Consider the following 26,472-nt stretch of genomic DNA (forward strand, 5'->3'; position numbering starts at 1 on the left):
AATGGAAGAAGATTTCAAACCCGGCGAACCGGTGATCGAAGTACGCGACCTGTATAAGTCATTCGGCGATCTGCACGTGTTGCAGGGTGTAAACCTTACAGTGAACAAAGGTGAAAATATGGTCGTGCTCGGCCGGTCGGGTACCGGGAAATCGGTACTGATCAAGATTATGGTGGGCTTGCTCAAACAAGACCGCGGTGATTGTATTGTTCTTGGCAAAGAAGTCTCCCAGCTGGAAGGCAACGATCTGCGCGATTTACGTCTTAAAATCGGGTTTTCATTTCAAAACAGCGCATTGTACGATAGTATGACCGTGCGCGAGAACCTTGAATTCCCGCTTGTACGAAACATTCCCAACCTTACGCGCGCGGAAATCGACGAACAGGTCGAATATGTGCTGGATGCGGTGGGTCTGCTGCAAACGATCAATCAGGTACCGGCAGAGCTTTCCGGTGGCCAGCGCAAGCGGATCGGCATCGCCCGGACGCTCATCCTGAAACCGGAAATTATGCTCTATGACGAGCCCACAGCCGGGCTGGATCCCATTACCTGTCTTGAAATCAACGAGCTGATCAACGAAGTGAAGGAAAAATACCAGACGACTTCGATCATCATCACACACGACCTCACGTGCGCACGGGAAACGGGCGACCGCATTGCGATGCTCCTTGACGGCAAGTTTTTGAAAACAGGCACTTTTGAAGAAGTATTTGATACCGACGAAGAGCGGATCAAGAGTTTTTACGACTATAATTTTATTCAGTAATAATGGCAACATCAACCAAACGCTCCATTAACGTAGGCCTTTTCGTCATCATCGGCATTCTCATTTTCGTGGTGGGGATACTCACAATCGGGAGTATGAAAAAGGTTTTTTCTTCGGCCATTACCGTCAAATCCATTTTTGACGATGTGAACGGTCTGAAAGTCGGTAACAACATCTGGTACTCCGGGGTGAAGATCGGGACGGTGAAAAGCATCCGTTTTCTGGCCAACTCCAAAGTGGAGGTAATGCTGAATATCGAGGAAAAATCGCAGGAGTTCGTCCGTAAAAATGCCAAGGCAAAAGTCAGCACCGACGGTCTGATCGGCAATAAAATCATCGTTATCTACGGCGGCACGCAAAAGGTGCCTTCTATCGAGGATGGCGATGAAATAGCGGTCGAAAAAATTGAAAGTACGGAAGAAATGCTGGCGGTGCTTTCGGAAAACAACAAGAATTTACTCGGTATTACCAGCGCATTCAAAACGATCAGCAAGAATATCCTGGCCGGAAAGGGTACCGTAGGGATGCTGCTGAACGACGAGCGGCTTTACAACGACCTCGACCAAACCCTGGGTGCGATGAAAAAAGCATCTGTAAATGCGCAGGCATTAACCGCCTCGCTGGCCGGGTATACGTCGAAACTGAACGAGAAAGGTGGCCTCGCCAACGATTTCGCGACCGACACCGTGATCATGAAAGACCTCCGCGGGACAATCGCACGTCTCAACGAGACCGTATCCTCCGCCAATGTAATGGTAAACAACCTCAAAACGGCTAGCGCCGACCTTAACTCAAACAAAACCAGCCCATTGGGCGTATTGCTGCATGACGAAGCCACGGCAGCAAACCTGAAAGAAACACTGAAAAACCTGGAAAGTACTACCGAAAAGCTCGACGAGAACATGACAGCGCTTCGCTCCAACTTCCTTTTCCGCAGGTATTTCCGTAAAAAAGCCCGGCAGGATGCCCGGCAGGATGCCCCGCAAGATGCCAAAGAGGGCGCTCAGCAACCGGCCAAAGAAGAGGTAAAAGAGCAGGAGAACCAACAATAATGTGATAGTTTTGCAGAAAGCGGTTATATTGTCGAAGTATTTCTTGGAATTATACCTTACCAATCCCACTAATTGAGCTTCTGCAAAAACTTTAACACAAACCGATGGCCTTACAACTCAACCCCGCCCTGGACCTTGCCTACATTGACCAGGCCTACGGAGAAGATCCTGTAATCCTGTACATGATTTTTGATGCATTTCTGAGCGATTCGGTTCCGCGCTGGCGGTCCTTACAAGGGGCTCTGGAGTCGGGCGACCTCAAAGAATCGGCCAGTATCGTGCATGGATTAAAACCTTCGTTTACCATGACCGGCCTCACGCACGTGCGCCCGAAGGTAGAAGTGCTTGAAAAAGCCATCAAGGACGACGAGCCGATTGAACAACTGCTGGAAATGTACCGCAATATTTCAGCGGAGATCGAAGAACTGATCCCTGTTCTTGAAACGGAATCCGAACGGCTGAAACAGTTGTAAATTAATGGAATGCATGGATGAGCGCATAGTCTGAGGCTATGCGCTTTTTCTTTTAGATTTCTCCCAGGCTGCACTTTGCGAACCTTTGAAATACCGCCGGATACCGGCCAGCACGGCGTAGTTCATCATGCAAAAATAATAGGGCACAAAAAGCGCCTTTACCTTGATCTTTCTGGTTTCAAGTATCCACCCTGCCAGCGCAAGCCCGTAAAAACCGATCTGCCCTGCAAGCAGAAGATCGTAAATCACGCCCCCGGATTGGATCACAATTAAAATATTGAGTACGAATGCCAGGATCATCAGAAACGGCGTCACCGTCCAGCGGAGTACGCGGTGGCTGATATACTGGAAGGAAAGCAGGGGGTCGTGAAACGGGTTTAGCAATTTTTGCAATCGCAGGATCGACTGGATCCCGCCGGCAGCAATGCGCACCTTCCTTTTCAGTTCCTCTTTAATGTTCTCCGAGGATAGCTCGGAAGCATACGCATCAGGCTCATACACAATGCGATAGCCTTGCTCGGCTATTTGCATTGAAATCATAAAATCGTCCAGGATCGTATCGGGCTCCACCGAGCGGTATAGCGACCGCCGTACGCTGAACAACTCCCCTGCCGCCCCTACCACCGAGTACAGCTCGGAATCCCACTTTTTGAGTGTCGACTCATACTTCCAGTAAAAGCCTTCACCCGCCGTCGCATCCGACAATGCGTCCTGCATTACCCGCTTCTCACCCGACACCGCCCCCACTCTGGCGTCGGCATAATGCCTTGCAATGAGCAGCAATGCGTCCTTATTCAGGAAGGTGTTGGCGTCGGTAAAAACGACTACTTCCGTATTTACTTCCTTCATCGCCCGGTGCATGGCCAGGATTTTCCCGCTGCGCACAGGCGTATGCATGAGTTTGATTTGCGGGTAACGGGCCACCAGATCGGGCGTGCGGTCGGAGGAGCCGTCGGTAACGAAAATCAGGCTCAACTTACCCGCCGGATAGGACAGTTGCAACGTATTCGCGATCTTTTCCTCGATAATACTTTCCTCATTATAGGCCGCGATCACCAAAGTCAGCGTCGGGAATTCCTGATCCAGTCCCGGAGCCAGCCTCTGGCCCTTGAATGCCCTGCGAATGCGGACGAAAATGTACAGCACGATGCCGTAACCGAGGAATGTGTAGAAAACAATAAACAGACTGAGCCAGAAAAGTATCTTCATAATCAGCGGGTCAACGGGAAACCCAGGTTTTTGCTATCGGGATCGTTTTTGAAATGCCAGGTAATGGCGCGCCAAAAAACGGGAATGAAACTGTATTCTTTGTTCTTGATATACTGAATGATATTTCGCGGGACTACCGCCAGCATAAAATAGCAGCAGAACACAAAAAACCTGAAACCCGGCGCGTTTTTCCGGATGAATAAAATGCGGTTGCGGTTCATGAAAAATTCTTTCAGGGCAGTCCGCTTGCCTACCGATACCGATTCCTTGTGATAAATTAATGCATCGAGGTTCACATGGACTTCGTAACCTGATCTTTTAATGCGTTCACACCAGTCAAGCTCTTCGTAATAAAGAAAATAGTTCTCGGCCATCCCACCTACTTTCTGCCAGGCTTCGCGGCTGATCATCATCGCTGCTCCGTGCGCATAGCCTGTCGGGCCGGAGAGAAAATCGTATTGTCCCCGGTCCTGCTCGAACTGCCCGATGCACGCATTGCGGCAGGTGTAGTAGTTCATCGGGGTGTAACCCGTGTATTGCAGCATTCCCGGCTGGTCGAAATAATGGATCTTGGGAGAAATCATCCCGATTTTGGGGTTGGCTTCCATGGTATCAACCAGCTTGCCGATCAGGTCTGCGGTGACCTCGGTGTCATTGTTGATCAGGAAAAGATAATCACCCGTGGCGTGGGCAAGGCCTATGTTGTTCCCTCCGGCAAACCCGGTGTTAAGGTCCGAGCGGACGAACAGGATACCCGGATACCGCTCCTGCCATTCAGGCACAGGGTTTGCTTTACTTCCGTTGTCGACGACGACGATTTCCAGATCCGGATAGGTATTGACCTCCGCCAGCGATTTCAACAAATCTTCGGTAACCTTCGGCTGATTGAAATTCACCGTTACGATGGACACTTTTTTCATGCGCAAAACCAGGTCGTCGGTATTACCGGACACGAAGGAATATTTTTATTGATTTGTAGAACTATTTCAAATTTAACAATAAAAATATAGCTTTAACCAAAATCCGGGAATGATCGCGGTTTTTTGCAAAAAACATCCTGAATGCATCCTGACAGCCTTTCTTACGAATAAACCATCCCAGCGTGCAACTCGACCATAAGCTCAACGACCAAGACTCCAACCCAAACTCATCCGGTTCTCAGGGGCAGGATATTGTTCGGGTAGAAAAGAAGGTTGCCGAGCTGATCGAAGCGATCGAGCAGGCCGATATCGACACGCATCTCTCAAAGCATTATCAGAAAGAAATCGCGGATGCATTTCACCGTTCGGCGGCTACCCAGAAAAAACTGGCGCCGTTCAGGGAGCTCGACCAGGACAACAACCTCTCACGGGAGGAGCTACTCGAAGGCCTTGAAAAGCTCCTGGCCGAAAATCAGTTCGATAGCCGGATCAATGCGCCCAAACAGACCAGCATGGTTCAGAAAGGTGTGATGTTCATTCTGGCGACCCTGCTGATCATCGTCGGTTTTGCGATGATTATCATGCCCGCGCCGCCTAGTTTCGAGCTTTTTACAGTGTATTACTTCAATATCAATGACGGCGTGACGATCATGGACCTTGTCTCGCTCCTGATTATTTTTGGTGGAGTACTTTTGTTTGTATTAAACTTCAACAAAAAATGATCAGCTTCGCCGAGCCGCAAACCACCGTCAAAAAGATTCTGCTCGTGGAGGATAACCTGCTTTTCCGCAAGGTTATCGAACATGCCCTATTGAAAGCAGGATACAACTGCGTGCTGTGCGAATCGGCGACGGAAGCTTTGAATATGCTGCTCGTGGAAACGCCGGACCTGATCCTCTCCGACTACGACATGCCTGAAATGAACGGTTTCGATTTCCGGCAGGCCGTATTGCTCAACCCGAATGTCAGCGATATCCCGTTCGTTTTCCTGACCTCATTCACCGACAACAACCTGGTACTCGAAGGCCTGAATATGTCGGCGTTGGACTTCATCAACAAGGAAACGCCGATCCCGGTGATCATTACCAAGCTCAACAACATCATCAAAACTCTTGAAAATGAGCACCTAAGGTCGGTAAGGGAATTAAAAGTGGCTGCCGAAACGCTCAATGTCAAATCGATCCCGACGCACGCGCCGACCGTGAGCGGTTACCGGATCTTTTACTGGCACAAGGGTTACCGCGGCTATCCCGGCGGCGATTTCATCGATTTTGTGCAGGTCGACAGCCGTTTCTGCTTCGTATTTCTGGGCGATATTATGGGTAAGAAATGGAAAGCCTGGTTTTTCACATTCGGTTTTCTCAGCTACATCCGCGCCGCGATCCGCTTCTGCGTGCTCGATCAGGATTTCGAGCTGGTAACTATCGTACAAAAGATCAACAAGCTGATTTGCCTCGACGAAAGTTTGCAGAATATCCTTTCCAGTCTGTCGCTGCTCCTGCTCGACACCCGCACGGGTGAGGTGCATTACACAGGCGCGGGAGACCTTCCGCTTGTCAGCTATGCTTCCGGAACCGGGAACATTTCGACCATCCAGTCCACCGGGCTGCTGCTGGGTTTGCTGGAAGACGGCCTTTACGACAAACAGACAGTAACCATGAAGCCGGGCGATCAGCTGGCCATCTTTACCGACGGCATGATCGACATTCCCTCGAATGGCTCAAAGAGAAGCGACTACCCGTTTTTTGTAGAAAAAATATCCCCATACCTGGGAAAGCCCGATAGTTTCGGGCTCATCAGGAAGCATGTGCTTGACCTGATTGACGATACTAACCAAATGGATGATGCGAGCATCATTTTTATAGAAAAACAATAGCCCTTTATGATACTGAAAGTTCAGGAATTAAACCGCGTGGTACAGGCCACGATTTTACCGGAAGAGGCCAGTCTTTCGAATGCGGAGGCATTCAAGGAGGAAATGATCACGATTATCGGCAACGGCGTGCGGCTGGTGATTGTCAGTTTCGAAAACGTGAATTACATCGACAGCTCGTTTCTGGGAAGTCTGGTGGTGGCGTTGAAATACGCCATGCCTCGCAACGTCGATATTTACCTGGTTTCGCTCAAACCGGATGTTAAGAACCTGCTCACGCTCATCCGGATGGACAAGGTGTTCAGGATATTTAACAATTATGAAGAGGCGCTGAGAACACTTAGCTAGTTTATGAGGGAGGATTCGGATCAGATCACGATTGTTTTCAAAAGTAGCCGGGAGGGCATTCCCGGTACACTGAACCTGTGCCTTGACCATATCCGTCAGAAAACGGGTACTTCCCCACTCCATGAAGACTTGTTAGCCAAAATCAAATGGGTACTTATGGAGCTGCTTACCAATGCGGTGAAGCATTCGGGCGAGCGGGAATCGGTACTCAAAATCGGCCTGACAATGGACGCTGTGATCCTCGAAAAAGAAGATTACGGCAAGCCGCTGGTTCTTACCGGCCAGGACAAGAAAAAAATCATGTGGCCGCTGGAAGAAATGGTCCGGCCGTTGGATTTCCCCATTTACCACAATGGTATGGATTCGCTCTGCGTACGCACCGACGAATCGGGCCGGGCGATATTCTTCATCGAACAGCTCGCCGAACTGGAAATGCCCGCATTGCTGTCGGACACCAGCGAGCATTTCGGATTACTTATCATGACCAAGGCTTCCGACGAATTCGCGTACGAACACGAGCCTGAAACGGGGCTGAACCGTTTTATCAGTACATTCTATTTCACCCAGCCACTCCCATGAAACACCGCTTCGAAGTTCTGGACATTTTTCGGGGCCTGTTTGCTTCACTGGTGTTCCTGTTCCACCTCGGGCCATTTGCCAATACACCCATTCTGAACAACCGTTTCGTTGAGAATTCGGACATGTTTGTCGATTTCTTCTTTGTGCTCAGCGGGTTTGTGATCGCGTACAGCTACCAGTCGCTGGCCGACTGGAGCCAGTTCAGGTTGTTTCTCAAAAAACGGGTCTACCGCATTTATCCGTTGCATTTCGTCATGCTGCTCGCATTTGTGGGTATGGAAGTGGCCAAAAACATGCTGAGCCCATACGTTAAGGTTAACAACCTGGTAAACCCGGCCAACAATATCTATACCTTTTTCACTTCGCTTTTCCTGATCAACTCTACTCCGGTGCCGGGCGTGAAGGATGTGAGCTGGAATATCCCGAGCTGGTCGATCAGCGCGGAAATGATGGCTTACCTGGTTTTCGGCAGTCTGGTCGTTTACATTCACCGCAGCAACCAGTTCCGCAGCCGCAATGCCTGGTATGGCCTGATGATCGTCGTCTCGCTCACCGCGCTCTGGTCGGTATCCAACAGCTTCCAGATTAATTACAGCTTCGATTACGGCTTTTTGAGAGGTATTCTGGGCTTTTTTTCCGGCGTACTTTGCTTTAATCTTTTCAGCAACACACACGCACAGGTACGCGAGTGGTCGCCGGCATTATTTTCCATCACTGAAATAATCGCGCTAAGCCTGATCGGCCTCAGCATTTATAATGGCGAGGTTATGAAACCATGGGGCGCCGTTTTTGAAATACTGTTTTTCATCTGCATTTACACTTTTGCTTATGAGAAAGGCATTATTTCAAAAGCGTTCAAAAGCGTGAAGCTGCTGCACAAGCTAGGACAATACTCCTACTCGATTTACATGACGCACGCCTTACTGATCAGCCTTTTCAACGTGCTGTTCATCCGCATACTGAAGTTTCCACCCGAAGCCTATTCTTACCTGTTCATTTTCAACTTCATACTGATCTATTTCGTTTCGGCATGGACTTACAAGCATATTGAAATGCGCTTTCAATACAAATCGCCGAAAAAAGTGCAGGAAGGAGAAATGGCCCGCAAGTAAATTGCTTGCCGGCGGCCGTCAACCCTCATTCACGGCTGGATCACCTGTTCGAGGTGGTAATGGATAATGTCGGCAATATCGTCGATGCGGTTCTCCCAGGTATTCTCTGCCGCGATCGTCACCCGCGTCTTGCGTTGCCCGGCGTCGTCGGTTCGCAGCGCGGTACAGATAGCCTCCGAAAAGCTCCCGGCATTTTCACAAAACGTTACCGTACCTTTGGTAAATTCCTTTAAATCAGGGTTAAAATCAGTGGCCACCACAGGCTTGCCGGCACCCATGTATTCGAAGAGCTTCAATGGAAAAATACTGCTGCTTACCTCGTCCTTCTTGAAAGGAATCAACGCCACATCGAAACCCTTGATCACCGCCGGCACACTGTCATAGTCGATCGGGCCGGGGAAATGCACATTTCCGGCGGTAAAGAACCACTCGGGTACAAGTTCCCTGGAAACCGGGCCTGCCAAAACGAAGCTCTTCCCGGGGTTAGCCAATATTACCTTTTGCAGCAAATCATAATCTATCCTTTGGTCAATAGCGCCCAGATAACCGATTACCGGCTTTTTCAATGCGTCAATGGCTGGGTGTACCGGTAAATCGGGGCTCAGTGCCTTGCTGCTACGGCCCAGGTCGGCCGCATTTGCCGCAAAATAGCAGTACGGGTTCTGCTTTTTCTTTTCCTCGTACAACCGCTTGCTGTTGCAAATCACGACATCGCTCTGTTTCAACAGAATACCCTCGGAAACAACCTCGTGGCGTCGGTGAGACGGCAGCGCCACCGGACCGAGGCAATGGTATACTTTCAGCTTCGGCGTGAGGCCGTCGGCGAGCGAAGGATAATGGAAGTTGAAGGAATTGATAAAGATATAATCCCTGATCTTATACGTGTTGAGAATGCTTTTAAGCTTGATACGAACCAGGAACTCATTGAATTTCAATGCAGCACGAAATAACCCAGTCTCCGGCAGGAAGTTGACCGACAACAACACCGGCGGGATGATCACTTTCAGGTTGGGGATACCGGTTTCGATCAGCGAATGCCCGGTGAGCGAAAAATGCGCCTTACGCAACTGGTAACCGGTCGTTTTGCGCAGCCTGATAAAGTCCCTCACCGTAAATGGATTCTCGATATAGTACACCTCATTTTCCCGCGCGAGCAGCCTGGCCATCGTGTAGTTAGCGGATTCCATGGGTGCGTCAAACCGGGCTAGGCCAAAGATGATGATCTGATGTCCTTTCAGTTTCATTGGCAAGGCGTATTGGTAGATTTACGTCAGAGCGTCCGCCCGGAACCGGGCGTTGTCGTAATTTAAAAATTTTTACAATACATCCTTTATTGAGCCTTGTGAACCATCAGCTTTCCCCACCACACCCTGACCAGGTTGACCGCCTCAGAATAACCAGTCGTGAATACACTTAAAAGGCTGAAAGGCTGAAAACGGTTAAGTCCCCAGTAGCCGATGCCCACCCCAATGAGCGTCGGTACCACGCCGGCAATCGCGACCCCATAAATGCTGCCCGTCAGGTAAATACCTGTTACAGAGGCGATGACGCTTCCTGCAAGCATGATCAGGACCTTGATAAAATTGATTTTGGGCTGATGGATAACATCGAGCGTCAGGGCAAAAAAGCGGTCGAGCGGGTACAGGAGCGCGAACGTCATGTACAGGCGCATGATATTGGCCGCCTCGGAATTAATGTATTTCTCCCCTCCTATGATATGAATCGCGACATCGGCGAGGATCACCGCGCCGATACAGGCAGGTAACAACGCCATGGTAATCAGGCCCGCGTAACGCTTCATTGTTTCGATCACCTTCGGGCGGTTACCTTCATTGTATGCAGCAGAAAGCTCGGGCATACCCGTTGCCGCAAAGCTGCGGAGCGGTATTTCGATGATTTCCATCAAACGTTGTCCGAGGTTGAACACCGCCAGTGCAGCCGGACCAAGCATGAAGTTGATGATCATGGTATTGGAGGTCCCGAAAAGATTGGAACTCAATGTAGTACCTACCGAAAATTTACCAAAATGAAAGATTTCCTTAATGCATTCGCTGGTGCGGTCCTTGAAATTGGCAAGCCTGGACCAGCCCATGACAATCGTGAAAATGCTCGTCAGCGCTGCGCCGCCTAAATAGGCGTAGATGATATTTTGCAGATTGGCGGTTTTGGTGAACGCCATCACCACTACAAAAAGGATGAAAAAGCCCTGGCTCAGAAAGCGGATGCAAAGCAGCTGATCGAACCGCTGCTCGGCCTGCACCACACATGAGGCGATGAAATACGGCAGCGACGCAATGTAAATAATGCCGAACCACTCGACAAACAGCACCACAGAAGGGTTTTTGAACCAATCCGAAAACAGGAAAGCCGGGATATTGATCAGCGCCAGAATACCCGTAATGGCACCACCAATAAACCAGGCTGAACCCACCACCTCGCGCTTCCGCGCTTCGCCTGCACCCGCGTAGAATTTGATGAAAGCCGTGGTGAGGAATCCTGACCTGAATGTGTCGACCAGAAGCAGTATCGACAAAAAGAACACCCACATCCCGATGCTGGCAACGGGCAATGCGCGGTAGAGGATGATCATATTGAGCATCCCCAGCACGGACATAATGCCGTTTCCGGCCAACGAGAGAAAATGTTTGTTCCTTAATTTCTGTAAAAGCTGAAAGGCCATCCGGTCGTGCACAAGATTTGGAACCAGACGCAATATGCGAAGTAATTTTACAATATTTTTGCACAAAGCACGAATAATGTTTTAACTTTCATCCCAACTGCCCGCCGCATGGGCCAGCTTGATTGTGAAGATGTACAAAACCTACTGATTGCCAGAATATGAGCTTATTGGGCTTACCTAAATGGATTTTACCGCACCTTTTTACAAACAAGCGTTTCGAAGATCTTACCGAAGGCGAAATTCAGGCTTTGCGGGAACGGATCAGCCGGTTCAGGGAGGAAAACCCTGAGGTCTCGGTGGTTATCCCAGCCTGGAACGAGGAAAACAATATCTATCGGACATTATCGTCGCTTTCAGCAAGCAATACGCGATATAAAGTCGAAATCATCGTCGTCAACAACAACTCCACCGACGGCACTCAAAAGGTGCTCGATACGCTGGGCGTGCGGAATTACCTCCAAACCATCCAGGGGACACCATTTGCCCGGCAAATGGGTCTCGACCACGCGCGCGGCAAGTTCCATCTCTGCGCCGATTCCGATACTTTCTATCCGCCCGACTGGATCGACCTGATGGTGGAACCGATGGCAAAAAACATGGATATTACAGGTGTTTACGGCAATTATGCATTCATACCACCAGCCGGACAGGGACGAATGGGGCTCTGGATTTATGAAAAGTTTGCCGGCCTGATGATCCGGATCCGTAAGAAAAACCGCGAGTACCTGAATGTCTACGGCTTCAACATGGGGTTTGTGACGGAGGTAGGCCGCAGAACGGGCGGTTTCAAGGTCAGCGGCTCGCGGGTTTATGCCAATATCGTAGGAAGTGATTTCCAGAACGAAGCCGAAGATGGCCGCATGGCCCTGAACCTGAAAAAAGAAGGAAATCTGAAACAGGTTACCAGCTCCAAAGCGACGGTTTTCACCTCACCACGTCGTCTGCTCGACGACGGCAGTATTTCCAAAGCATTCTTTAATCGGGCCAAGCGACAGTTGCAAGGCATGCGCGACTATCTCTCGTAATATGACTCAGTACCATTTCCCCGATACCACCTTACTGATCACCCACTACAACCGTAGCGGCTCGCTCGAACGGTTGCTGGCCACATTCGAGTCGTTTGGCTGCAAGTTTGCCGATATTGTCGTGTCCGACGACGGAAGCAAGCCCGAACACCTCGAAAAAGTGCGGGCGCTTACCGACCGTTTCCGGTTCCGGCTCATTACCACACCGAAAAACCGCGGCCTGGGCAACAACATCAACAAAGGCCAGGATGCGGTGCAGTCCGAATATACGCTATATGTACAGGAGGATTTCCAGCCTTCCGATATTTTCCCGTCGCATTTCCAGGACGCGCTCACGTTCATGCGCGAGGATCCGAAATGGGACATTGTGCGGTTTTACGCCTACTTTGCCTACCCGACTCTGAAACCCTTTAAGAAAGGTTATTCGGAAATGGTGTACCGCTTCTGGGACATGAATCATTTGAAATTTTATTATTACAGCGACCATCCGCATTTGCGCAGGAGCACATTCCTGCAAAAGTTCGGCCGCTATCCCGAAGGCATTAAAGGCGACCTGACGGAATACAAAATGGCTGTCAGCTTTTTACAGAAAAAAGGCAAAGGGCTATTTTACAACGACTTTACCCAATTATTTTACCAAAAAAACTCCTCCGACGAACCCAGTACCATGGAGCGCGCCAACTGGAAACTAAGCGAAAACCCATTGGTGAAGCTTGCCCGGCTGGGATACCTGCGCTACCGCTGGCTGAAAAATACGCTGGACCTGGTTTTCATGAAATAGACTGCCCACATGAACAAGGAATATTTCTTCGGGGACGTGACATTGCTCATCACCCACTACAACCGGAGCCAGTCGCTGGAACAGTTGCTTCTCTCTTTTGAAGCGCTGGGCTGCCGGTTCGGCGACATTGTCGTGTCGGACGATGGCAGCAAGCCGGAGCACGTCGATTACCTGCTTCAATTGCAGAAAAAGTATGGATTCAGGCTTATTACCACGCCACAGAACAGAGGTTTGGGCAATAATATCAACAAGGGCCAGGACGCCGTTCAAACGCCACTGACCTTGTACGTGCAGGAAGATTTCACGCCGGCTGCCATTTTCCCCGAAAGCTTTACCCACGCGCTGGACATTATGCACGAAAAGCCAGAAAACGATGTGGTGCGGTTCTATGCCTATTTCGAATATCCTTATTTGAAAAACCCGCGAAACGGCTACTACGAAATGGATTTCAAAATATGGAAACCGGGCTACCGCAAATTTTACGCGTACAGCGACCACCCGCACCTGCGCAGGAGCAATTTTTTTGAGAGGTTTGGAAGGTATGTGGAGGGACAGAAAGGAGACGTCACCGAATACCGGATGATGATGTCTTTTCTCAAAAATCACGGCAAGGCCTATTTTTACAAGGATTATACCGGATTGTTTGTACAAAAAAACTCCGAGTCCGAACCCAGTACCATGTCGCGCGAGAACTGGCGGCAGACAGACCGGTTTCCGGTGAAACAAATCCGGGACCTTTACCGGCATCTGAAGTTTAATTTTGATTACCTGACCTGAATATAGTCTAGGTTTATTCCGATCTTGACGCCATATAACCCAACGTTCCTACTTCTGAGATATGCCGACCCGTATAACAAATGACTCATTCAGATGGTATTACGCGAGCATTTACCTCGGACTGGTGCTGATCTTCGGTTCCCAGTATTTTACCTACAAAAATGTCCGCGACCTCTCGCTGAACAACGAGCGGCTGAATGTGACCATCGGCGTGCTGAACCAGACAGCCAATTTCGGGCTCGTAACGAAGGATTTTCAGTCGAACATGCGCGGGTACCTGATCACACGCAACGACGACCTTCTGACCGACAACTACAACAAAAAAATCCAGCTTGTTGGTATTACCGACACGCTGTTCAACCTTGTCAAAGACGACGGTGTGCAGACCAGGCGCGTGAAGGAGCTGCTTGGGATATCGAGCCAGATCGTTGCCTATTCGCAGAATGTGATCAGCATTTACCGAACCCAGGGAACCGAACAGGCTTTTTCCAAAATACAGGAAGGCGAAGGTATCCGGCTTAACAATTTATTGACCCGGAAGATCAATGAGATCGACGATTACGAGAACCGTAACCTGGACCAGCGGCGGAAGCTGGTTTCCGATACCCAGCAGAATTCGATCCTTTTCATTTTACTGACCGGCGCCGTGGGGTTTGTTCTTACCATACTTTCCATTGTGTTTCTGAATCTCGACAAACGCAAGCAACGCCAGTTCCAGAAAGAAATCAAAGAAAGGGAACGTACAATGAGCCAGTACCTGGAGGCTATCCCTGACGGTGTGATGGTCATCAATAATGAAAGGAAGATCGAGCTTTTGAACGAATCGGGACGGGAAATTCTGGGAGTGGCTGGCGAAAGGCCCGAGACGCTCGAAGAACAGGTCACGCGTATCAAACTGCTCGATCCTACCCGGTATCACGTCCGTTTTTCGGCCGATACCTTGCCGGTAGCGCGTGCATTACAAGGCGAAAAACTCGCGGGTAATAAGATTGATCTTGTCAAGAACGATAAAATATACCACCTTGAAACAAGCGTACAGCCGGTAATCGGCCTCGATGGGCAGATCAAGAGTGCGATTACGGTTTTCAGGGATATTACCGAGCGCGCCAACTACGAAGCGACGCTTGAAAAAGCCCGGATCCTGGCCGAGAAGTCGGTGCGTGTGAAGGACATATTCCTTTCCAATGTCAGCCACGAGATCAGGACGCCGCTGAATGCGATTATCGGGTTTACGAACCTGCTCCTGGGCGAGGTTACCGATCAGAAGAGCCTCGAATATGTGGGCTACATTCAGTATGCAGGTAAAAACCTGCTGGAACTGATCAACGATATCCTGGATTTCTCCAAGATCGAAGCCGGGCAGATCCATCTGGAAAAAACGCCTGTTTCCATCCACGAACTGACCGACTCGGTTTCGGCCATTATGCACCACCGCGCGGTGGAGAAAGGTATTACTTACGAAGCGGTGCTGTATGACGGACTGCCGGAGTTTGTTGAGACCGATAAATTGAGGCTTACCCAGATATTGCTTAATGTTTGCGGCAACGCGGTTAAATTCACCGAGCGCGGCAGCGTGAAGCTCCATGTACAACCGATCGGCGAACCAGTGAATGATATGCAGAATATCCGTTTCAGAGTGGTGGATACGGGCGTCGGCATTCCGAAGGATAAACTCAAAGAAGTGTTCAATCGCTTCGTGCAAGCCACCGAAAGCACTACCAGGGTATTTGGAGGTACCGGACTGGGATTGAGCATCGTAAAATCGCTGGTACAACTTTTTGAAGGAACGCTGAACCTCGAAAGCGAGCTGGGCAAGGGCACTGTTTTTACCATGGATTTTCCATTCAGGATCGTGAAGGAGGCCGAACGGGAAGAAGAACAGGAAAAAGAGATCGATGTCACCACATCCGTGACGGCACTGCACATTCTGGCAGCGGAAGATAATTTACTCAACCAGAAGCTGCTGAAAGCGATTTTCGAACGCCTGAATATCCCTTTGACGATCGTAAACAATGGCCAGGAAGCGCTCGATAAATTGCGGGAAGAGCCTTTCGATATGGTACTAATGGATATCCAGATGCCGGTGATGGACGGCTACACGGCCATTAAAGAAATCCGGCGGACGATTTCCACTACCATCCCGATTATCACCATGACCGCCCACGCGATGGTCGGTGAGAAAGAAGAATGCCTCAGTATCGGCGCCAACAGCTATATTTCGAAACCCTTCAAGGAAAGTGAACTTTTATATACCATTGCACATCTTGGAAACAAAGAGCATTACGAGACACCACAATCCCCAAATTTTACTCAGCAACCTCCGCAAACTAAAATGACAGACTCCATTCTAAATCTTGACTATCTCGCTGAAATCACCGGAGGTGATCAGGAGCTGCGCGACGAGTTGATCGCGATGTTCGAAAAAGACAGCCAGGTGCAGCTTACAAACATCGCCGAAGCATCACAAGCCGACGACCTGGAACGGCTTCGCCAGGCGATCCATAAATTCCGGTCCTCGCTATTTTCGGTAGGATTGCTTAATACCGCCAACCAGTACAAAGAACTTGAAGCAACGCTGAAACAAGGAAAATGGACCGACGATCTGAAACAGAAGTTGGTCGATTTGAAAGCAGAAGCGGAAGCTGGTTTGGCGCAGCTTAAACTGCTTTAATAGCTTTGTAGATTTCTCCGACGCTGTTTTCCCACGTATGCGAGCTGGCAAATGTACGCCGGGCCACGGTACGTGCTTCCGAATTTTCGGTTAACGCAAGGTCGATAAGCCGTACGTAGTCTTCCTTTCCTTTTCCGAGGTAAACATGATCGGCGAATACGCTCATGGCATCTGTGGCGGTAGCGACCACCGGCCTGCCGACAGCGAGATATTCGTCGATTTTACGGGGATAATTACCGATTGTGACCTCATTAAGCAGTTGCGGGTTCACGCACACGTCAAATGCATTGATGTAGGCCGGCAAGTCTGCTATATTGCGCGAGCCGGTGAAGGTCACGTTCGGAAGCTTGTGCAGGCTACTTTGTAAGAATTCATTGTCTTCGGGCCCTACAAGTACGATATTCCAGTCGGGGCGCTGCTGCGCGATATATTCAAGCAGCTCCATGTCCAGCCGGATACTTTGCAGCGCTCCTACGTACCCGATGCGCGGGCGCGGGATCCTGCCTATATCCGCGGGCTCGGGCGCCTGGTTACCGGCCATAAAAATATCCAGGTCGCAGCCCTGCCCCACGTAAAATGAATGCGGATTGTATTGGGCGCAATAATTGGCCAGGTACGTCGAATTGGCCACGCACAGGTCGCTTTTGGCAATCAGCTGCGGTTCCAGCCGGGCACCATGTTTGCGCCAGTAATCCACTGCCAGCATGTAATCACGGGAGTAATAGACAGACAGTCGCGGTTTGAGCAGGTCTTTCAGGAAAAAGCTGCGGAACATATCATTGTCATTGAAATGAATATAGTCCATGAAGCCGAGCCGCTTCACAGCACGGGCAATCGATCCCGCGAAGAGCTGGTTATTCCTTTTATTTAAAATATCAAACATCATTTCCGGCAGCCAATTGATCGACTCGATCATTTTATCGGGATACAGCACCCAAAGGTTTGGCTGCACCTCTTCAAGACCGTCGGCTTTGCCGTAAACCACTTTCTTTCGCTTCACGATCTTAGGATCCTCGCCATTTTTGAGCAGGGTGATACGGTCAAGCGGGGAATTGACATACAGTACCCTGTGATTTTTGCTGAATTCCAGGGCAATGTTCTTGCAGTTACTTCCTATTTCTACATCCCAGGCCTGTTGTCCCGTAATGACAATATCCATATGGCAATAGTTAGCGCGTGGGATCAAATAGCCCCACCCTCGTTGAGATTTGATTACTTGTAATAGCGGTCCTGAATTTTCGTATCGAGCTTCCCGAACACTGCCGGAAACCGGGCAAGATCGAGCTTGCGGGCAAACAGTTTTCCCGATGCTCCCATACGTTCCAGGTCATCTTCGGTGAGCACTTTCGGGCTCGCCTGCCCTTCCGACCAATCAATATACCTCAAATTATCATTCACGAGTGACGATCGGAATGGAGAATTGTACAAAATAGTTTGAAATATAATCTCATCAGGAGCCCAGGTCAGTTTGAAAAACTTCACAACCCCGGGGTGTCCGTTCAGATATTCCAATATGTAGCGCACCGCATCCAGCGTAAGGCTCATCCACTGCGACCGCCCTACCGGTTCGAGGCCGGCGGGCATCCTGCGCGCCGGAAGCAGTCTGTTCATCCATTTCTGCACCAGGTATTTCCCGGGAAAATTGTAGTTGGTCAGGTGGTATTTTGTCAACCGCGGAAGCGCTTCAGTCCATTCGTTGCGGACGGAATAGTATTCCATAAAATTCTTCCCGGTGTTCCGCGCAAAGAAATCGTGGATTTCCGACGGCGGTTGCAGTGGATAATCTGCGCCGCTGAGCAGGTTTACATAATCAAAATCAATACCTGAATCCACGATTGCCTGAAACCCGTGGATCGTCGCTTCCACGATGCTGTACGCTCCCCAGCCGACATCCACGCGGTCGGGCACAAGCATTGTCCGCTCGCGGTCCCGCAAGAAGGAAAATGCCCGAATGTCCGCCTTCCGGTCCAGATGAACAAAACACCACGCATTCCGATGTTCAAGTGCGTCGATGAGTTTCAACAGTTGGGCCGGTGCCGCATGTGCGAGTATCAGGTGGGCGATTTTCATACGGTATGGCTCGCTTTCTGCTCCCGCTCGTCGAGAATGCGGGTAATGTTGATGATTGCCGCCGCCAGGTAGAAATAGATATTGGACGGAAACTGTACCAGTGCTTCCTGCGGATAATTGCCGACATTATAGGCAAACACGACCAGCAGCATCGCCAGGCAATACGTTTTCAGTTCCGGGTTCCTGATCAGGAAATAGTTGTTGATACCCTCCCGTAAAATAAAAAACATCAGCAAACAGAACAGGAACAGCCCCACCCAGCCCAGTTCCACGGCAATGCGGACGTACCCGCTGTCCGGTGGAAAGTTGGCCAGGTACGATTGCGGCGCGAAACGCTGTCCCCACGCGCCCGTAGCGCCCAGCCCGCCCCCGATCGGGTGCGTGAGGATGTAGGGCTGAATGCGTTTCTGGTTGTTCTTTCGGGCCTGGAACGAGATATCGTCGTTCGGCTTGAACGCCGTCTGAAACCGGACAATGTTGGAATTGGTAGTGGGCACAAAAATCAGGAAAACAAAAAACAGGCCCGCTATGCCCGAAAAAATGAGTACCTGCCGGTTGATCCTCAAAATCACGAAAAGCACCATCGCCGCGGGTATCAGCACATATGCGCCCCGCGTACCCGAGAAAAGCATCGACGAGAAAAACAGCGCGATCATCAGCGCAAGCACTATCCGCTGCCAGTTTTTCTTTACGAAGGTGAGCAATGCAATGCAGATAATGCTGCTGACCACCATGTTGTAGGAGAATGCAACCGGATCGGAAAAGATCGAGAACTTACGCCAATGGCCGGAAATGAAAAGCAGGTCGGCAACGCCTTCCGAATCAAGCCAGGCTTGCTCTGCGTCGGAGAAACCGATGTATTCCTGCTTGTAGGCATACAATGCGGCAAACAGCGCCAGTCCGAGCCAGAGTTTGAGCAAAAATCGCAGGAACTGAATGGTGCGGATCTGGTACATGAACACGAAGTAGGTCAGCATCACGATCGCCACTGCGCGAATGGTGTATACCCACGCCAGACGCGACTCCGCCGAAGGATTAGCGACCTGGATCAGGTTGTAAACAATCCAGATCAGGATCATCACGCTGATAGGCCCTTTGAAAACCTTCCAGTTGGGCCTGCGTTTCTGGTGAATGAAAAAACCCAGGATAAGCAATCCCTGGATACCGTCCATGACAGTTCCAAGCGGAAAATTCACACCGAGCCGTCCGATGAAAAACAATAAATAGGCCAGCAGAAGCAGCACGGTAATACCAAATTCGGGGAACGCAACAATGCCGTACACCACGGGAGGGCCGAACATCAGCGCTAAAATGCCCACGCCGGCAACAATGCCCTGGTAAGCGATCAACGTCCCGAATGCAACCGATATCAAAAGCAAAATGACCAGCCCCGTAAGTTTGCGATCGAAGAGCGCCCGCAGTCTTTCCATGCGGCTCAGCCCCTGGCTTCTTTTCCCGGGAATATGTATCTGAATGTTTTCCACTAAAAGAACAGAATTTTGAAAAACCAGATAAATACGCTCACCAACGCCAGCAACAATGCCGCCTGACGTATTTTTTGCTGCATTGGCGTGAGCTCGTTAAAGCCCCGCTTCCGCCCGCTGACCTTTTTATCCGGATAAATTTTCATAACAACCGAGCATTAACCCTGAGTCTTATCCTCTTGTCGCGTAGCCACTGAAATCTTGTTCGCGCGGCGCGCATTAACCAGTGCGGTAAGCTGATAGAACATGAATTTCGGGATATTCACAAGCGATTGGTAAATCTTCGGATCGGTAGGCGAGCTTTTCAGCGCAATGTAAAAACCGAGCACAAAGACGACCAGTCCGATCAGCCATACCAGCGATAACACCGGCGCGATCAGCAGATTGAGCAGCATAAAAAACACCGACAGCAGCAGGAAAATAAACAAAGGCGGCCGCAGCAATACCAGCCCGAAAAGTACCTGGTTGAGACTGAAACGGGTAATGCCTTTGAACAGAATCTTGAACCCGTAAGCAAAATATTTGAACCAGGTGTTGATCCAACGCGCCCTTTGCTTGACCAATTGGTCGGAGCCCGTCGTCTTTTCGTCATAAACAATGGCTTTCCCGGCGAATGCAATGCGGTAACCCCGGCTCACAATTCCCTCTTGAAGGACTTTGTCGAAACCGGCACCGGTTACGTCCAGATGCCCCAGTACCTTCTCATATAACCCCGTGCTGAACGCCATTCCCGACCCTGCCAGGGTAGCCGAAGAGCCGGCCCCGAACAGCACTTTCCCATCGTAGAAGTGATAGTAAATATCGCGCGCAGCATCCAGACAAGCTAAGGTGGTATCCAGGTTTTTAGCCTCTCTCACCCCCTGCACCGCCTCATAACCCTGGTTAAAATAGGCATTCAGCTCGTTCAGATATTCGGGATCGGTGAGATTGTCGCTGTCGATGATCGTCAGATGCGTGTGCGGGCGGATAAACCGCCGGATCGCATAGAAATGCGAGCGGGTATTGCTCCCCAGAACTTGCTCCGGGCGCAGCAGGAGCACTTTGTCGGTCGGAAAATGCAGATTACTGATGTCGCATTTATCGGCCACTACATAAACATGATAACGATCGTAATTCAATTGCAGCAGCGAACCTACCACGGCAGGCAATTGCGCGGTATACTCGTAGGCCGTCACGATAATACCGTAATCGGGGAGCGTACTGTCAACGGCAGGCCTGCGGAATATTACAGCCTTTCTCAGGCCATAAATCAACAGCAAAAACACCGGAAATACGAGGTTATACCCGATCCCCACCTGAATCACCAGTCCTATCCATTCCAGGATTTTCATGCTTCTACCGGTTTAGCCACTTTTCCGGCTTGTTCGGGAATGCTCTCGGTATTGGTAAGCACCCAGCCCGCAAATTTCCCGTTCAAGCTATCGAGGTACTGTATTTTGGATTGATCATCCGAGCCAATGGAACGACCTGCGGCGAACACGGAAACGACCAGATCCGAGAACGATACCCATTCCTTGGCCCTGTTCATGGCCCGCAGTGAATCCGTTTCAATCAGGATAATGTCGAAACGGGCTTTCAATGCTTGCAAACGCTCTCCAATTACTTTTTCATCGGCCAGTTCGAGTACGGAAATGTCACCGGTTTTAGCGCCCAGAATGGTTATCTGCCCCGGCGTCGCTTCCGGCAGGTTGTTTGATCTGACAAAATTCTCAAACAGTGTACTGTCCGGGTTTAATTTGGAAATATCCGGCTGGGCGAAGTTTCCGTCTATAATAAGTACCGTCTTATTGATCTTGGAAAATGCCCACGCCAATGCGATCACAAATGGGGTTTTACCTACGCCATAGCCCAGGCTGGTAATGGCAATGATCTTCGGGTCGCTCATTTCATTGTCGAGCTCGTACCGAATCGATCGCACCAGGTTTTTGTAAAGCCGAACAGCCTTGTCATCGGACGCATTCATGCCGGAAAGGCTCAGGTTCGAATCCTTATCAAGCACATTCAGATAACCGAGTACGGGCTTGCCCGTTTCGTTGGCAAGTTGCAGCGGGTACCGGATTGATTTATCGAGGTAGAAAAGGATAAAGAACACAAACACGCAGAATGTGAAGCTGATCACACCCGATAGGATCACCAGCACCATTTTCTTCGAAGCCTGCACCTCGCCCGGCATGGCGCGCTCGATCAGGCGCAGATACACAGGAAAGCTGAATTCGAGGCTGGCCTCATTGTACCGCTGCAATGCTTCGATGTATTCTTTACTCGCAATGTCGATGGACGTTTCATATTCCTGGATCTTGGCTTCGTTCGGTACCAAACCGTCGAATTTACGGTTCAGGCGGTCGAGCTCGCCCTGGATCGATGCCACGCTGTTCTTCGCCAGTTCCAGCGATATTTCCATGCCCAGTTTCTGTGTTACCAGATCCTGCTTGACCACCATCGGATTGTAGGCATACTTATCCGTGGCTTCATTGATTTCCTCCGAAAGCCGGCTTCGCAGCGAATCGAGACTGAATTTGATCCGGTTGTCGAAATTGCTCAGAATGTAGCGTTCGTTCATCGCTTTCAGGTTGCTTTTCGTAGCGATGATCTTTTGATTAATGTCCGTCAAAGCGCTCTCGAAATACTTCCGCTCAGTCGGGTTGAAGCGGCTGTCGATATTGCCGATAGCGGCGGTGTAGGCGATAATGTCCTTCTGAGCGATCTGGCGGCGGGTTTCAAAATCGGCCATTTGCCCGTAAATGCTTTTGGCCTGCTCGTTCAGGTTCAGTACCCGGTTTTGTATTTTGAAATTCTTCAACATATTCATCCGGTCATTCAACGCCTGCAACTTTTGCTGCATAAAGTTGGCCAGAAAGTCGATCGTCTTCTTGTTGTTACCCACCACGCGGGAAGAATTATCGGAAATAAACTCCTGCGCGAGCGTGTTGATCACATATGCGGCGAGATCGGGATGCTCTGCTTCATATTGGATGTCGATGTAATCTCCTACTCCGGTGCGATAAATGATCAGCTTTTCGCGCAGGGAATTTGCACCATAGCCCATTTCGGTGATGATGTCATTCAGCTTTTTTTCGTCGGGTTTCCACAAAAAGAGCTCCTCGCGCTTCTGGTATTTCTGGCTGATGAGCGCTATGGCTTTCGCTTTATCGGCCTTGCTCATTTCTTCCAGTTCGGGCACGGGTTCGCGCCAGGTGGAGTCCTTCAACCCCTTCAAATCGTTCAGGATTAATCGGTACGACACCTGATCGAGCGTTCTTTTCAGGCGCATGACCTGAATCAGGCTTTCGAACTTGCGTGCAATCTGGTGGTCCTGCTCATCCCTGGCGCGGGTTACAACCTGGTCGGTTTTGTCGACCAACCCGGTCGCAATACGCGCATGCGACTCATAGGTATCGGGCAACCGCCGGACGAGAAAATAGCAGACAATAACGGTGATCAGCGGAACCAGGATCAGTGTGATCTTATTCCTCTGCAGTAATCTCAGAAACTGTACAATCTCCGTCATTTGATATCTTCTAATTTTTGTCCTAACAATTCTTCCAGACTGCTTTTTGCAATCAGAACCTCGCTTTCGGTATTGAGCAGGTTCTGCGCATGGTCCGTTTGCATCACCAGCACCTGGTTATATTTTTCCAGCGTCTCCTGCCCCATCTCGAAGCGCTTCTTCACACTTTCGAGCATACTTTCGACATCGAGGGCCGCATTCGAGCGCACCCGGTATACCGCCTTTTTCTGGATATAAGTGAAATATCTTTTCTTGACCTCAGCCTCCATGTTCAGGTCAAATGACTGCTTATCGTATTCGGCCGAGGCCAGTTCGCTCTTTGCCTGTTTCACCATCGCCGGCTTTTGGAGAATAGCCCCGATATTCACAAAAAAACCGAACTGATAAGTAAAAGGAAATGAAGCCGATACCGGCGTCGCACGGTCGTTTTTAGGAACGTACAAATAGGAGAAGTTAAAAATATCGAAATACGAAAGTTTCGCCTTTTTGACGCCCGTTTCGGCGGCATTGACGTGCGCCTGGTACATCTTGATTTTGGGATAGTTGGCTTTGCAAACCGCAATCAACTTATCTAGGTATGCGTAGTCCACGTCTTTGCTCAAAGATTCCTGGGCATGGGCGCTTTGGATCGTTAATAAAAGCAGGAGCCCAAAAGCGGCATGTTTTATCGGCATATAAGGCTAGAATATTTATTTAAAATCGGTTTCGCTTGACTTTGCGACGATACAAAATACTTTTGGTAAAAATATTACTACATCTTACTAATCTAGGCAAAATGTCGTTATCCGCCCAAATCCGGAATAGTCCGGGGCTAAAAAAAATTGTTCACTGGATGCTGATCCCAACCAATCAGGCTCGTCCAAGGCTTTGGGTCCGCGTATTTTTGAACCGTTTCTTTCATAAAAGGGGCAAAAACGTCATCATCCGCCGTTGGGTAAGGATGGACGTGCTGCCTTTCAACCCTTTTTCCATCGGCGACAATTCGATGATCGAGGATTTCAGTACAATCAATAATGGTGTGGGGGCTGTAAGTATTGGTGCCAACTCGCTTGTGGGCCTGGGAAATGTCATTATCGGCCCGGTTACCATCGGCAACGATGTGATCCTTGCCCAGCATATTGTCGCCAGCGGCCTGAACCACAACTATCAGGATATCCAGCAACCAATCCACAAACAGGGCGTCAGCGTAGCACCCATTGTTATCGAAGACGAATGTTGGATCGGCGCCAATGCCGTGGTCACAGCAGGTGTTACCATCGGCCGGCATTCGGTCATCGCCGCCGGCGCCGTCGTCACCAAAGATGTTCCGCCTTATTCGGTTGCCGTAGGAAATCCCGCACGTATTATCAAAAAATACGATCCCGAATACAAAGACTGGGTGAAAGCGTCGTGACATACGTTTTGACCCGTCACACATTCTCTGACTGCAACAGCGCGGGGAATGTTTTCAGGATGATTTTCATATCCATTTTAAACGAAAATTCCCGGGCATAGGTAATGTCAAGCTGCGTACGCTCCTCTTCGGTCATGTCTGACTTTCCCTTGCCTCGTTTGGTTACCTGCCATAAGCCGGTAAGGCCGGCGGGCCCAGCAAAGCGCAGGATTTTATCGTCGGTGGTCATTTTCTCTGCTTCATACAAAGGCAGCGGGCGGTTACCTACCAGCGACATATCCCCTTTGAGAATGTTGAACAGCTGAGGAAGTTCATCAATGCTAGAGTTTCTCAGAAAACTTCCCAGGCGCGTGATACGCGGGTCATTCTGAAATTTCATGAATGCAGCTTTCTGGTCTTTCTGAAATTGGTATAGCTTCTCGCAAATCTCCTTTCCGTCATGGAACAGCAAGCTTTTGCATTGATTTCCCGCAAGGCACTCATCACAAAGCCCCTGCGTTTCGATCTGGGCTGCGGGCTCGGCTTTGGAATACATATTCAATGCCGCCATTTTCCGGATCAACTGGTCAGCGTCGGTCCGCATGGTCCTGAATTTATACAGATCGAAAATCTTGTAGCCGCTCCCGACCCTTTTGGATTTATAAAAAACCGGCCCCTTCGAATCCAGCTTGATCAGGATCGCCACGATAATGAATACAGGCAACAGGAGAATAACCGCCGTACCGGTCGTGGCAATGTCGATTACCCGTTTCCAAAGCGGCGTCTTGTGCCCCTGCGACCCGATTTTCTGAGACGCTTTATTGGCAACGTACCACTGCCGCTTTTTGAAGTATTTGATACGGGTAATAAGGTCCCCGTCGTCGAAATTCACGGAAAAAACATCGTCGGCATGCCTGGCCCGCGCCAAATCGATCGCCTGGCGCGAAAGTCGGTCTACCAGCAGCACGAAAGGGATATTACCGAAGCCGGCGCTGCTCCGGATCGTGTCGAGCAGCTCTACACCGCCGCTCGCGTCGTGCGCTACGATCACATCCGCGGGATAGTTTTCTTTTAGTGCTTCCAGTGCACCGGCAGGGGTATCAAAATACTCCACCTGAAGGTATTCCTCAAATCGCTCGGTAAAACGGAGGTATTCCTGAAAATTGTGATGGACAAAAATAACTCTGAACTGGGCAACGTAGGTTTTGCCTGCCGTTACCGTTTCTGTCGTTGCGCCGGCCAGTTCCATGATATCGTCGTCTTTTATGAGAAGCGTTTACTGCGCCGCAATACGGCGTTGATCTTCGCATGCACCTCCATCGGATTGAATGGCTTTACCATAAAATCGTCGGCGCCGAGGTTAAGGCATTGAATGCGCTCACTGCTTTCGTCGGAGCCGGAAAGTATGATAATGGGTATTTCAGAATACAAATTACTGGCTTTCGCCACTTTCAGGAACTCTTTGCCGCTCAGATTGGGCATATGAAGGTCAGCGATGATCAGATCGGCCTGGTTGCCTTCTTCCAGCCACAGCATCCCTTCGGAGCCATCGCTTTTGATCACCACATCAAAATCTTTCTTGAGGAAATGTTCCAGTATCTTGGTAATGCTGGGTTCATCGTCTATAATCAACAGATTCTTTCTATTGTCCATAGGTTGAGTATAAGTGGGCAAATATTCGATATCTCACAGTGAAAAACAACAGGCAATTATTTCGTAGAATTAGTCATAATACTTGCCATAACAAAATTTAGACCAGAAAATTGCATCAC

Annotated in this window: 26 protein-coding genes; 13 read left to right on the forward strand and 13 right to left on the reverse strand. The window is 49.8% G+C overall.

The window, feature by feature from the left end; all coding sequences use genetic code 11:
• The first annotated feature begins 1 nt into the window (after position 1).
• From AC2YIT_RS13950 to AC2YIT_RS13960, 3 genes are all read left to right on the forward strand, one after another.
• The gene (locus tag AC2YIT_RS13950) at positions 2–766 is read left to right on the forward strand and encodes an ABC transporter ATP-binding protein (protein ID WP_430845786.1); all 765 of its coding nucleotides are present in this window, start codon (positions 2–4) and stop codon (positions 764–766) included.
• A gap of 2 nt (positions 767–768) precedes the next feature.
• Positions 769–1,818, forward strand: coding sequence for an MlaD family protein (locus AC2YIT_RS13955; RefSeq protein WP_430845785.1), 1,050 nt, complete (start codon positions 769–771; stop codon positions 1,816–1,818).
• Positions 1,819–1,922: 104 nt separating this feature from the next.
• Positions 1,923–2,291: an Hpt domain-containing protein gene (locus AC2YIT_RS13960; RefSeq protein ID WP_430845784.1), complete on the forward strand. Its 369-nt coding sequence runs from the start codon at positions 1,923–1,925 to the stop codon at positions 2,289–2,291.
• 36 nt (positions 2,292–2,327) lie between these two features.
• On the opposite strand, the gene AC2YIT_RS13965 is transcribed toward AC2YIT_RS13960, so the two are convergent.
• Both AC2YIT_RS13965 and AC2YIT_RS13970 read right to left on the reverse strand, forming a co-directional pair.
• Entirely contained in the window at positions 2,328–3,500 is a 1,173-nt protein-coding gene (locus AC2YIT_RS13965; protein WP_487279558.1) for a glycosyltransferase family 2 protein, read from the reverse strand.
• Positions 3,501–3,502: 2 nt separating this feature from the next.
• The gene (locus AC2YIT_RS13970; protein ID WP_487279559.1) at positions 3,503–4,453 is read right to left on the reverse strand and encodes a glycosyltransferase family 2 protein; all 951 of its coding nucleotides are present in this window, start codon (positions 4,451–4,453) and stop codon (positions 3,503–3,505) included.
• Between the two features lie 149 nt (positions 4,454–4,602).
• Here AC2YIT_RS13970 and AC2YIT_RS13975 point away from each other — a divergent pair, with 149 nt between their 5' ends.
• The 5 genes from AC2YIT_RS13975 to AC2YIT_RS13995 are packed head-to-tail and all read left to right on the forward strand — an operon-like array spanning position 4,603 to position 8,332.
• Entirely contained in the window at positions 4,603–5,142 is a 540-nt protein-coding gene (locus AC2YIT_RS13975) for a hypothetical protein (protein ID WP_487279560.1), read from the forward strand.
• Positions 5,139–6,296, forward strand: coding sequence for a SpoIIE family protein phosphatase (locus AC2YIT_RS13980; RefSeq protein WP_430845780.1), 1,158 nt, complete (start codon positions 5,139–5,141; stop codon positions 6,294–6,296). Before AC2YIT_RS13975 ends, AC2YIT_RS13980 begins: the two co-directional genes overlap by 4 nt.
• Positions 6,297–6,302: 6 nt before the next feature.
• Entirely contained in the window at positions 6,303–6,641 is a 339-nt protein-coding gene (locus tag AC2YIT_RS13985) for an STAS domain-containing protein (RefSeq protein ID WP_430845779.1), read from the forward strand.
• 3 nt (positions 6,642–6,644) lie between these two features.
• On the forward strand, positions 6,645–7,220 hold the full coding sequence (locus AC2YIT_RS13990; protein WP_430845778.1) for an ATP-binding protein: 576 nt from the start codon (positions 6,645–6,647) through the stop codon (positions 7,218–7,220).
• Positions 7,217–8,332 (forward strand): acyltransferase family protein, encoded by a 1,116-nt coding sequence (locus tag AC2YIT_RS13995; protein WP_487279561.1) that lies wholly within the window; start codon positions 7,217–7,219, stop codon positions 8,330–8,332. The genes AC2YIT_RS13990 and AC2YIT_RS13995 overlap by 4 nt, the downstream gene beginning before the upstream one ends.
• Before the next feature lie 29 nt (positions 8,333–8,361).
• Here the strand turns inward: AC2YIT_RS13995 and AC2YIT_RS14000 are convergent, their stop codons facing one another.
• Together AC2YIT_RS14000 and AC2YIT_RS14005 are read right to left on the reverse strand one after the other, a co-directional pair.
• Positions 8,362–9,576: a glycosyltransferase gene (locus AC2YIT_RS14000; RefSeq protein ID WP_487279562.1), complete on the reverse strand. Its 1,215-nt coding sequence runs from the start codon at positions 9,574–9,576 to the stop codon at positions 8,362–8,364.
• 86 nt (positions 9,577–9,662) lie between these two features.
• A complete protein-coding gene (locus AC2YIT_RS14005; RefSeq protein ID WP_430845775.1) occupies positions 9,663–11,012 on the reverse strand; it encodes a lipopolysaccharide biosynthesis protein in 1,350 nt (449 codons plus the stop codon).
• A 158-nt stretch (positions 11,013–11,170) separates the two neighbouring features.
• Here AC2YIT_RS14005 and AC2YIT_RS14010 point away from each other — a divergent pair, with 158 nt between their 5' ends.
• The 4 genes from AC2YIT_RS14010 (at position 11,171) to AC2YIT_RS14025 (ending at position 16,266) form a co-directional block, all read left to right on the forward strand.
• Positions 11,171–12,037, forward strand: coding sequence for a glycosyltransferase family 2 protein (locus tag AC2YIT_RS14010; RefSeq protein ID WP_430845774.1), 867 nt, complete (start codon positions 11,171–11,173; stop codon positions 12,035–12,037).
• A 1-nt stretch (position 12,038) separates the two neighbouring features.
• A complete protein-coding gene (locus AC2YIT_RS14015) occupies positions 12,039–12,818 on the forward strand; it encodes a glycosyltransferase family 2 protein (RefSeq protein ID WP_487279563.1) in 780 nt (259 codons plus the stop codon).
• Between the two features lie 9 nt (positions 12,819–12,827).
• A complete protein-coding gene (locus AC2YIT_RS14020; RefSeq protein ID WP_487279564.1) occupies positions 12,828–13,595 on the forward strand; it encodes a glycosyltransferase in 768 nt (255 codons plus the stop codon).
• A 61-nt stretch (positions 13,596–13,656) separates the two neighbouring features.
• Positions 13,657–16,266: an ATP-binding protein gene (locus AC2YIT_RS14025; protein WP_487279565.1), complete on the forward strand. Its 2,610-nt coding sequence runs from the start codon at positions 13,657–13,659 to the stop codon at positions 16,264–16,266.
• Here AC2YIT_RS14025 and AC2YIT_RS14030 read toward each other — a convergent pair.
• From AC2YIT_RS14030 to AC2YIT_RS14060, 7 genes are read right to left on the reverse strand one after another with little or no spacing between them, the layout of a single operon-like run.
• The gene (locus tag AC2YIT_RS14030) at positions 16,253–17,425 is read right to left on the reverse strand and encodes a glycosyltransferase (protein WP_487279566.1); all 1,173 of its coding nucleotides are present in this window, start codon (positions 17,423–17,425) and stop codon (positions 16,253–16,255) included. The genes AC2YIT_RS14025 and AC2YIT_RS14030 overlap by 14 nt on opposite strands.
• Positions 17,426–17,478: 53 nt before the next feature.
• Positions 17,479–18,336, reverse strand: a complete 858-nt coding sequence (locus tag AC2YIT_RS14035) for a beta-1,6-N-acetylglucosaminyltransferase (RefSeq protein WP_487279567.1) — start codon at positions 18,334–18,336, stop codon at positions 17,479–17,481.
• Positions 18,333–19,820, reverse strand: coding sequence for an O-antigen ligase family protein (locus AC2YIT_RS14040; protein WP_487279568.1), 1,488 nt, complete (start codon positions 19,818–19,820; stop codon positions 18,333–18,335). Before AC2YIT_RS14040 ends, AC2YIT_RS14035 begins: the two co-directional genes overlap by 4 nt.
• On the reverse strand, positions 19,820–19,966 hold the full coding sequence (locus AC2YIT_RS14045; RefSeq protein ID WP_430845767.1) for a hypothetical protein: 147 nt from the start codon (positions 19,964–19,966) through the stop codon (positions 19,820–19,822). Before AC2YIT_RS14045 ends, AC2YIT_RS14040 begins: the two co-directional genes overlap by 1 nt.
• 12 nt (positions 19,967–19,978) lie before the next feature.
• Positions 19,979–21,151: a glycosyltransferase gene (locus AC2YIT_RS14050; RefSeq protein WP_487279569.1), complete on the reverse strand. Its 1,173-nt coding sequence runs from the start codon at positions 21,149–21,151 to the stop codon at positions 19,979–19,981.
• Positions 21,148–23,328, reverse strand: coding sequence for an exopolysaccharide transport family protein (locus AC2YIT_RS14055; protein WP_430845765.1), 2,181 nt, complete (start codon positions 23,326–23,328; stop codon positions 21,148–21,150). Before AC2YIT_RS14055 ends, AC2YIT_RS14050 begins: the two co-directional genes overlap by 4 nt.
• Positions 23,325–24,002 (reverse strand): TolC family protein, encoded by a 678-nt coding sequence (locus AC2YIT_RS14060; RefSeq protein ID WP_430845764.1) that lies wholly within the window; start codon positions 24,000–24,002, stop codon positions 23,325–23,327. The genes AC2YIT_RS14055 and AC2YIT_RS14060 overlap by 4 nt, the downstream gene beginning before the upstream one ends.
• Positions 24,003–24,160: 158 nt before the next feature.
• On the opposite strand from AC2YIT_RS14060, the gene AC2YIT_RS14065 reads away from it, so the two are divergent.
• Positions 24,161–24,721, forward strand: coding sequence for an acyltransferase (locus AC2YIT_RS14065; protein ID WP_487279570.1), 561 nt, complete (start codon positions 24,161–24,163; stop codon positions 24,719–24,721).
• A gap of 16 nt (positions 24,722–24,737) precedes the next feature.
• Here the strand turns inward: AC2YIT_RS14065 and AC2YIT_RS14070 are convergent, their stop codons facing one another.
• The gene (locus AC2YIT_RS14070) at positions 24,738–25,949 is read right to left on the reverse strand and encodes a sugar transferase (RefSeq protein WP_487279571.1); all 1,212 of its coding nucleotides are present in this window, start codon (positions 25,947–25,949) and stop codon (positions 24,738–24,740) included.
• A 14-nt stretch (positions 25,950–25,963) separates the two neighbouring features.
• A complete protein-coding gene (locus tag AC2YIT_RS14075; RefSeq protein ID WP_106595073.1) occupies positions 25,964–26,353 on the reverse strand; it encodes a response regulator transcription factor in 390 nt (129 codons plus the stop codon).
• Positions 26,354–26,472: the final 119 nt, after the last annotated feature.

It is taken from the genome of Dyadobacter sp. SRI_021 (genome assembly GCF_057586235.1).

What these genes read in the sequence shown, in the direction of transcription:
- AC2YIT_RS14050 (WP_487279569.1), bottom strand. Translation starts at nt 21,151, where the DNA reads ATGAAAATCCTGGAATGGATAGGACTGGTGATTCAGGTGGGGATCGGG.
- AC2YIT_RS14065 (WP_487279570.1), top strand. Translation starts at nt 24,161, where the DNA reads ATGCTGATCCCAACCAATCAGGCTCGTCCAAGGCTTTGGGTCCGCGTA.
- AC2YIT_RS14055 (WP_430845765.1), bottom strand. Translation starts at nt 23,328, where the DNA reads ATGACGGAGATTGTACAGTTTCTGAGATTACTGCAGAGGAATAAGATC.
- AC2YIT_RS13955 (WP_430845785.1), top strand. Translation starts at nt 769, where the DNA reads ATGGCAACATCAACCAAACGCTCCATTAACGTAGGCCTTTTCGTCATC.
- AC2YIT_RS14035 (WP_487279567.1), bottom strand. Translation starts at nt 18,336, where the DNA reads ATGAAAATCGCCCACCTGATACTCGCACATGCGGCACCGGCCCAACTG.
- AC2YIT_RS13995 (WP_487279561.1), top strand. Translation starts at nt 7,217, where the DNA reads ATGAAACACCGCTTCGAAGTTCTGGACATTTTTCGGGGCCTGTTTGCT.
- AC2YIT_RS13980 (WP_430845780.1), top strand. Translation starts at nt 5,139, where the DNA reads ATGATCAGCTTCGCCGAGCCGCAAACCACCGTCAAAAAGATTCTGCTC.
- AC2YIT_RS14000 (WP_487279562.1), bottom strand. Translation starts at nt 9,576, where the DNA reads ATGAAACTGAAAGGACATCAGATCATCATCTTTGGCCTAGCCCGGTTT.
- AC2YIT_RS14060 (WP_430845764.1), bottom strand. Translation starts at nt 24,002, where the DNA reads ATGCCGATAAAACATGCCGCTTTTGGGCTCCTGCTTTTATTAACGATC.
- AC2YIT_RS13965 (WP_487279558.1), bottom strand. Translation starts at nt 3,500, where the DNA reads ATGAAGATACTTTTCTGGCTCAGTCTGTTTATTGTTTTCTACACATTC.
- AC2YIT_RS14015 (WP_487279563.1), top strand. Translation starts at nt 12,039, where the DNA reads ATGACTCAGTACCATTTCCCCGATACCACCTTACTGATCACCCACTAC.
- AC2YIT_RS14020 (WP_487279564.1), top strand. Translation starts at nt 12,828, where the DNA reads ATGAACAAGGAATATTTCTTCGGGGACGTGACATTGCTCATCACCCAC.
- AC2YIT_RS13960 (WP_430845784.1), top strand. Translation starts at nt 1,923, where the DNA reads ATGGCCTTACAACTCAACCCCGCCCTGGACCTTGCCTACATTGACCAG.
- AC2YIT_RS14045 (WP_430845767.1), bottom strand. Translation starts at nt 19,966, where the DNA reads ATGAAAATTTATCCGGATAAAAAGGTCAGCGGGCGGAAGCGGGGCTTT.
- AC2YIT_RS14025 (WP_487279565.1), top strand. Translation starts at nt 13,657, where the DNA reads ATGCCGACCCGTATAACAAATGACTCATTCAGATGGTATTACGCGAGC.
- AC2YIT_RS13990 (WP_430845778.1), top strand. Translation starts at nt 6,645, where the DNA reads ATGAGGGAGGATTCGGATCAGATCACGATTGTTTTCAAAAGTAGCCGG.
- AC2YIT_RS14075 (WP_106595073.1), bottom strand. Translation starts at nt 26,353, where the DNA reads ATGGACAATAGAAAGAATCTGTTGATTATAGACGATGAACCCAGCATT.
- AC2YIT_RS14010 (WP_430845774.1), top strand. Translation starts at nt 11,171, where the DNA reads ATGAGCTTATTGGGCTTACCTAAATGGATTTTACCGCACCTTTTTACA.
- AC2YIT_RS14070 (WP_487279571.1), bottom strand. Translation starts at nt 25,949, where the DNA reads ATGGAACTGGCCGGCGCAACGACAGAAACGGTAACGGCAGGCAAAACC.
- AC2YIT_RS14005 (WP_430845775.1), bottom strand. Translation starts at nt 11,012, where the DNA reads ATGGCCTTTCAGCTTTTACAGAAATTAAGGAACAAACATTTTCTCTCG.
- AC2YIT_RS13950 (WP_430845786.1), top strand. Translation starts at nt 2, where the DNA reads ATGGAAGAAGATTTCAAACCCGGCGAACCGGTGATCGAAGTACGCGAC.
- AC2YIT_RS13985 (WP_430845779.1), top strand. Translation starts at nt 6,303, where the DNA reads ATGATACTGAAAGTTCAGGAATTAAACCGCGTGGTACAGGCCACGATT.
- AC2YIT_RS14030 (WP_487279566.1), bottom strand. Translation starts at nt 17,425, where the DNA reads ATGGATATTGTCATTACGGGACAACAGGCCTGGGATGTAGAAATAGGA.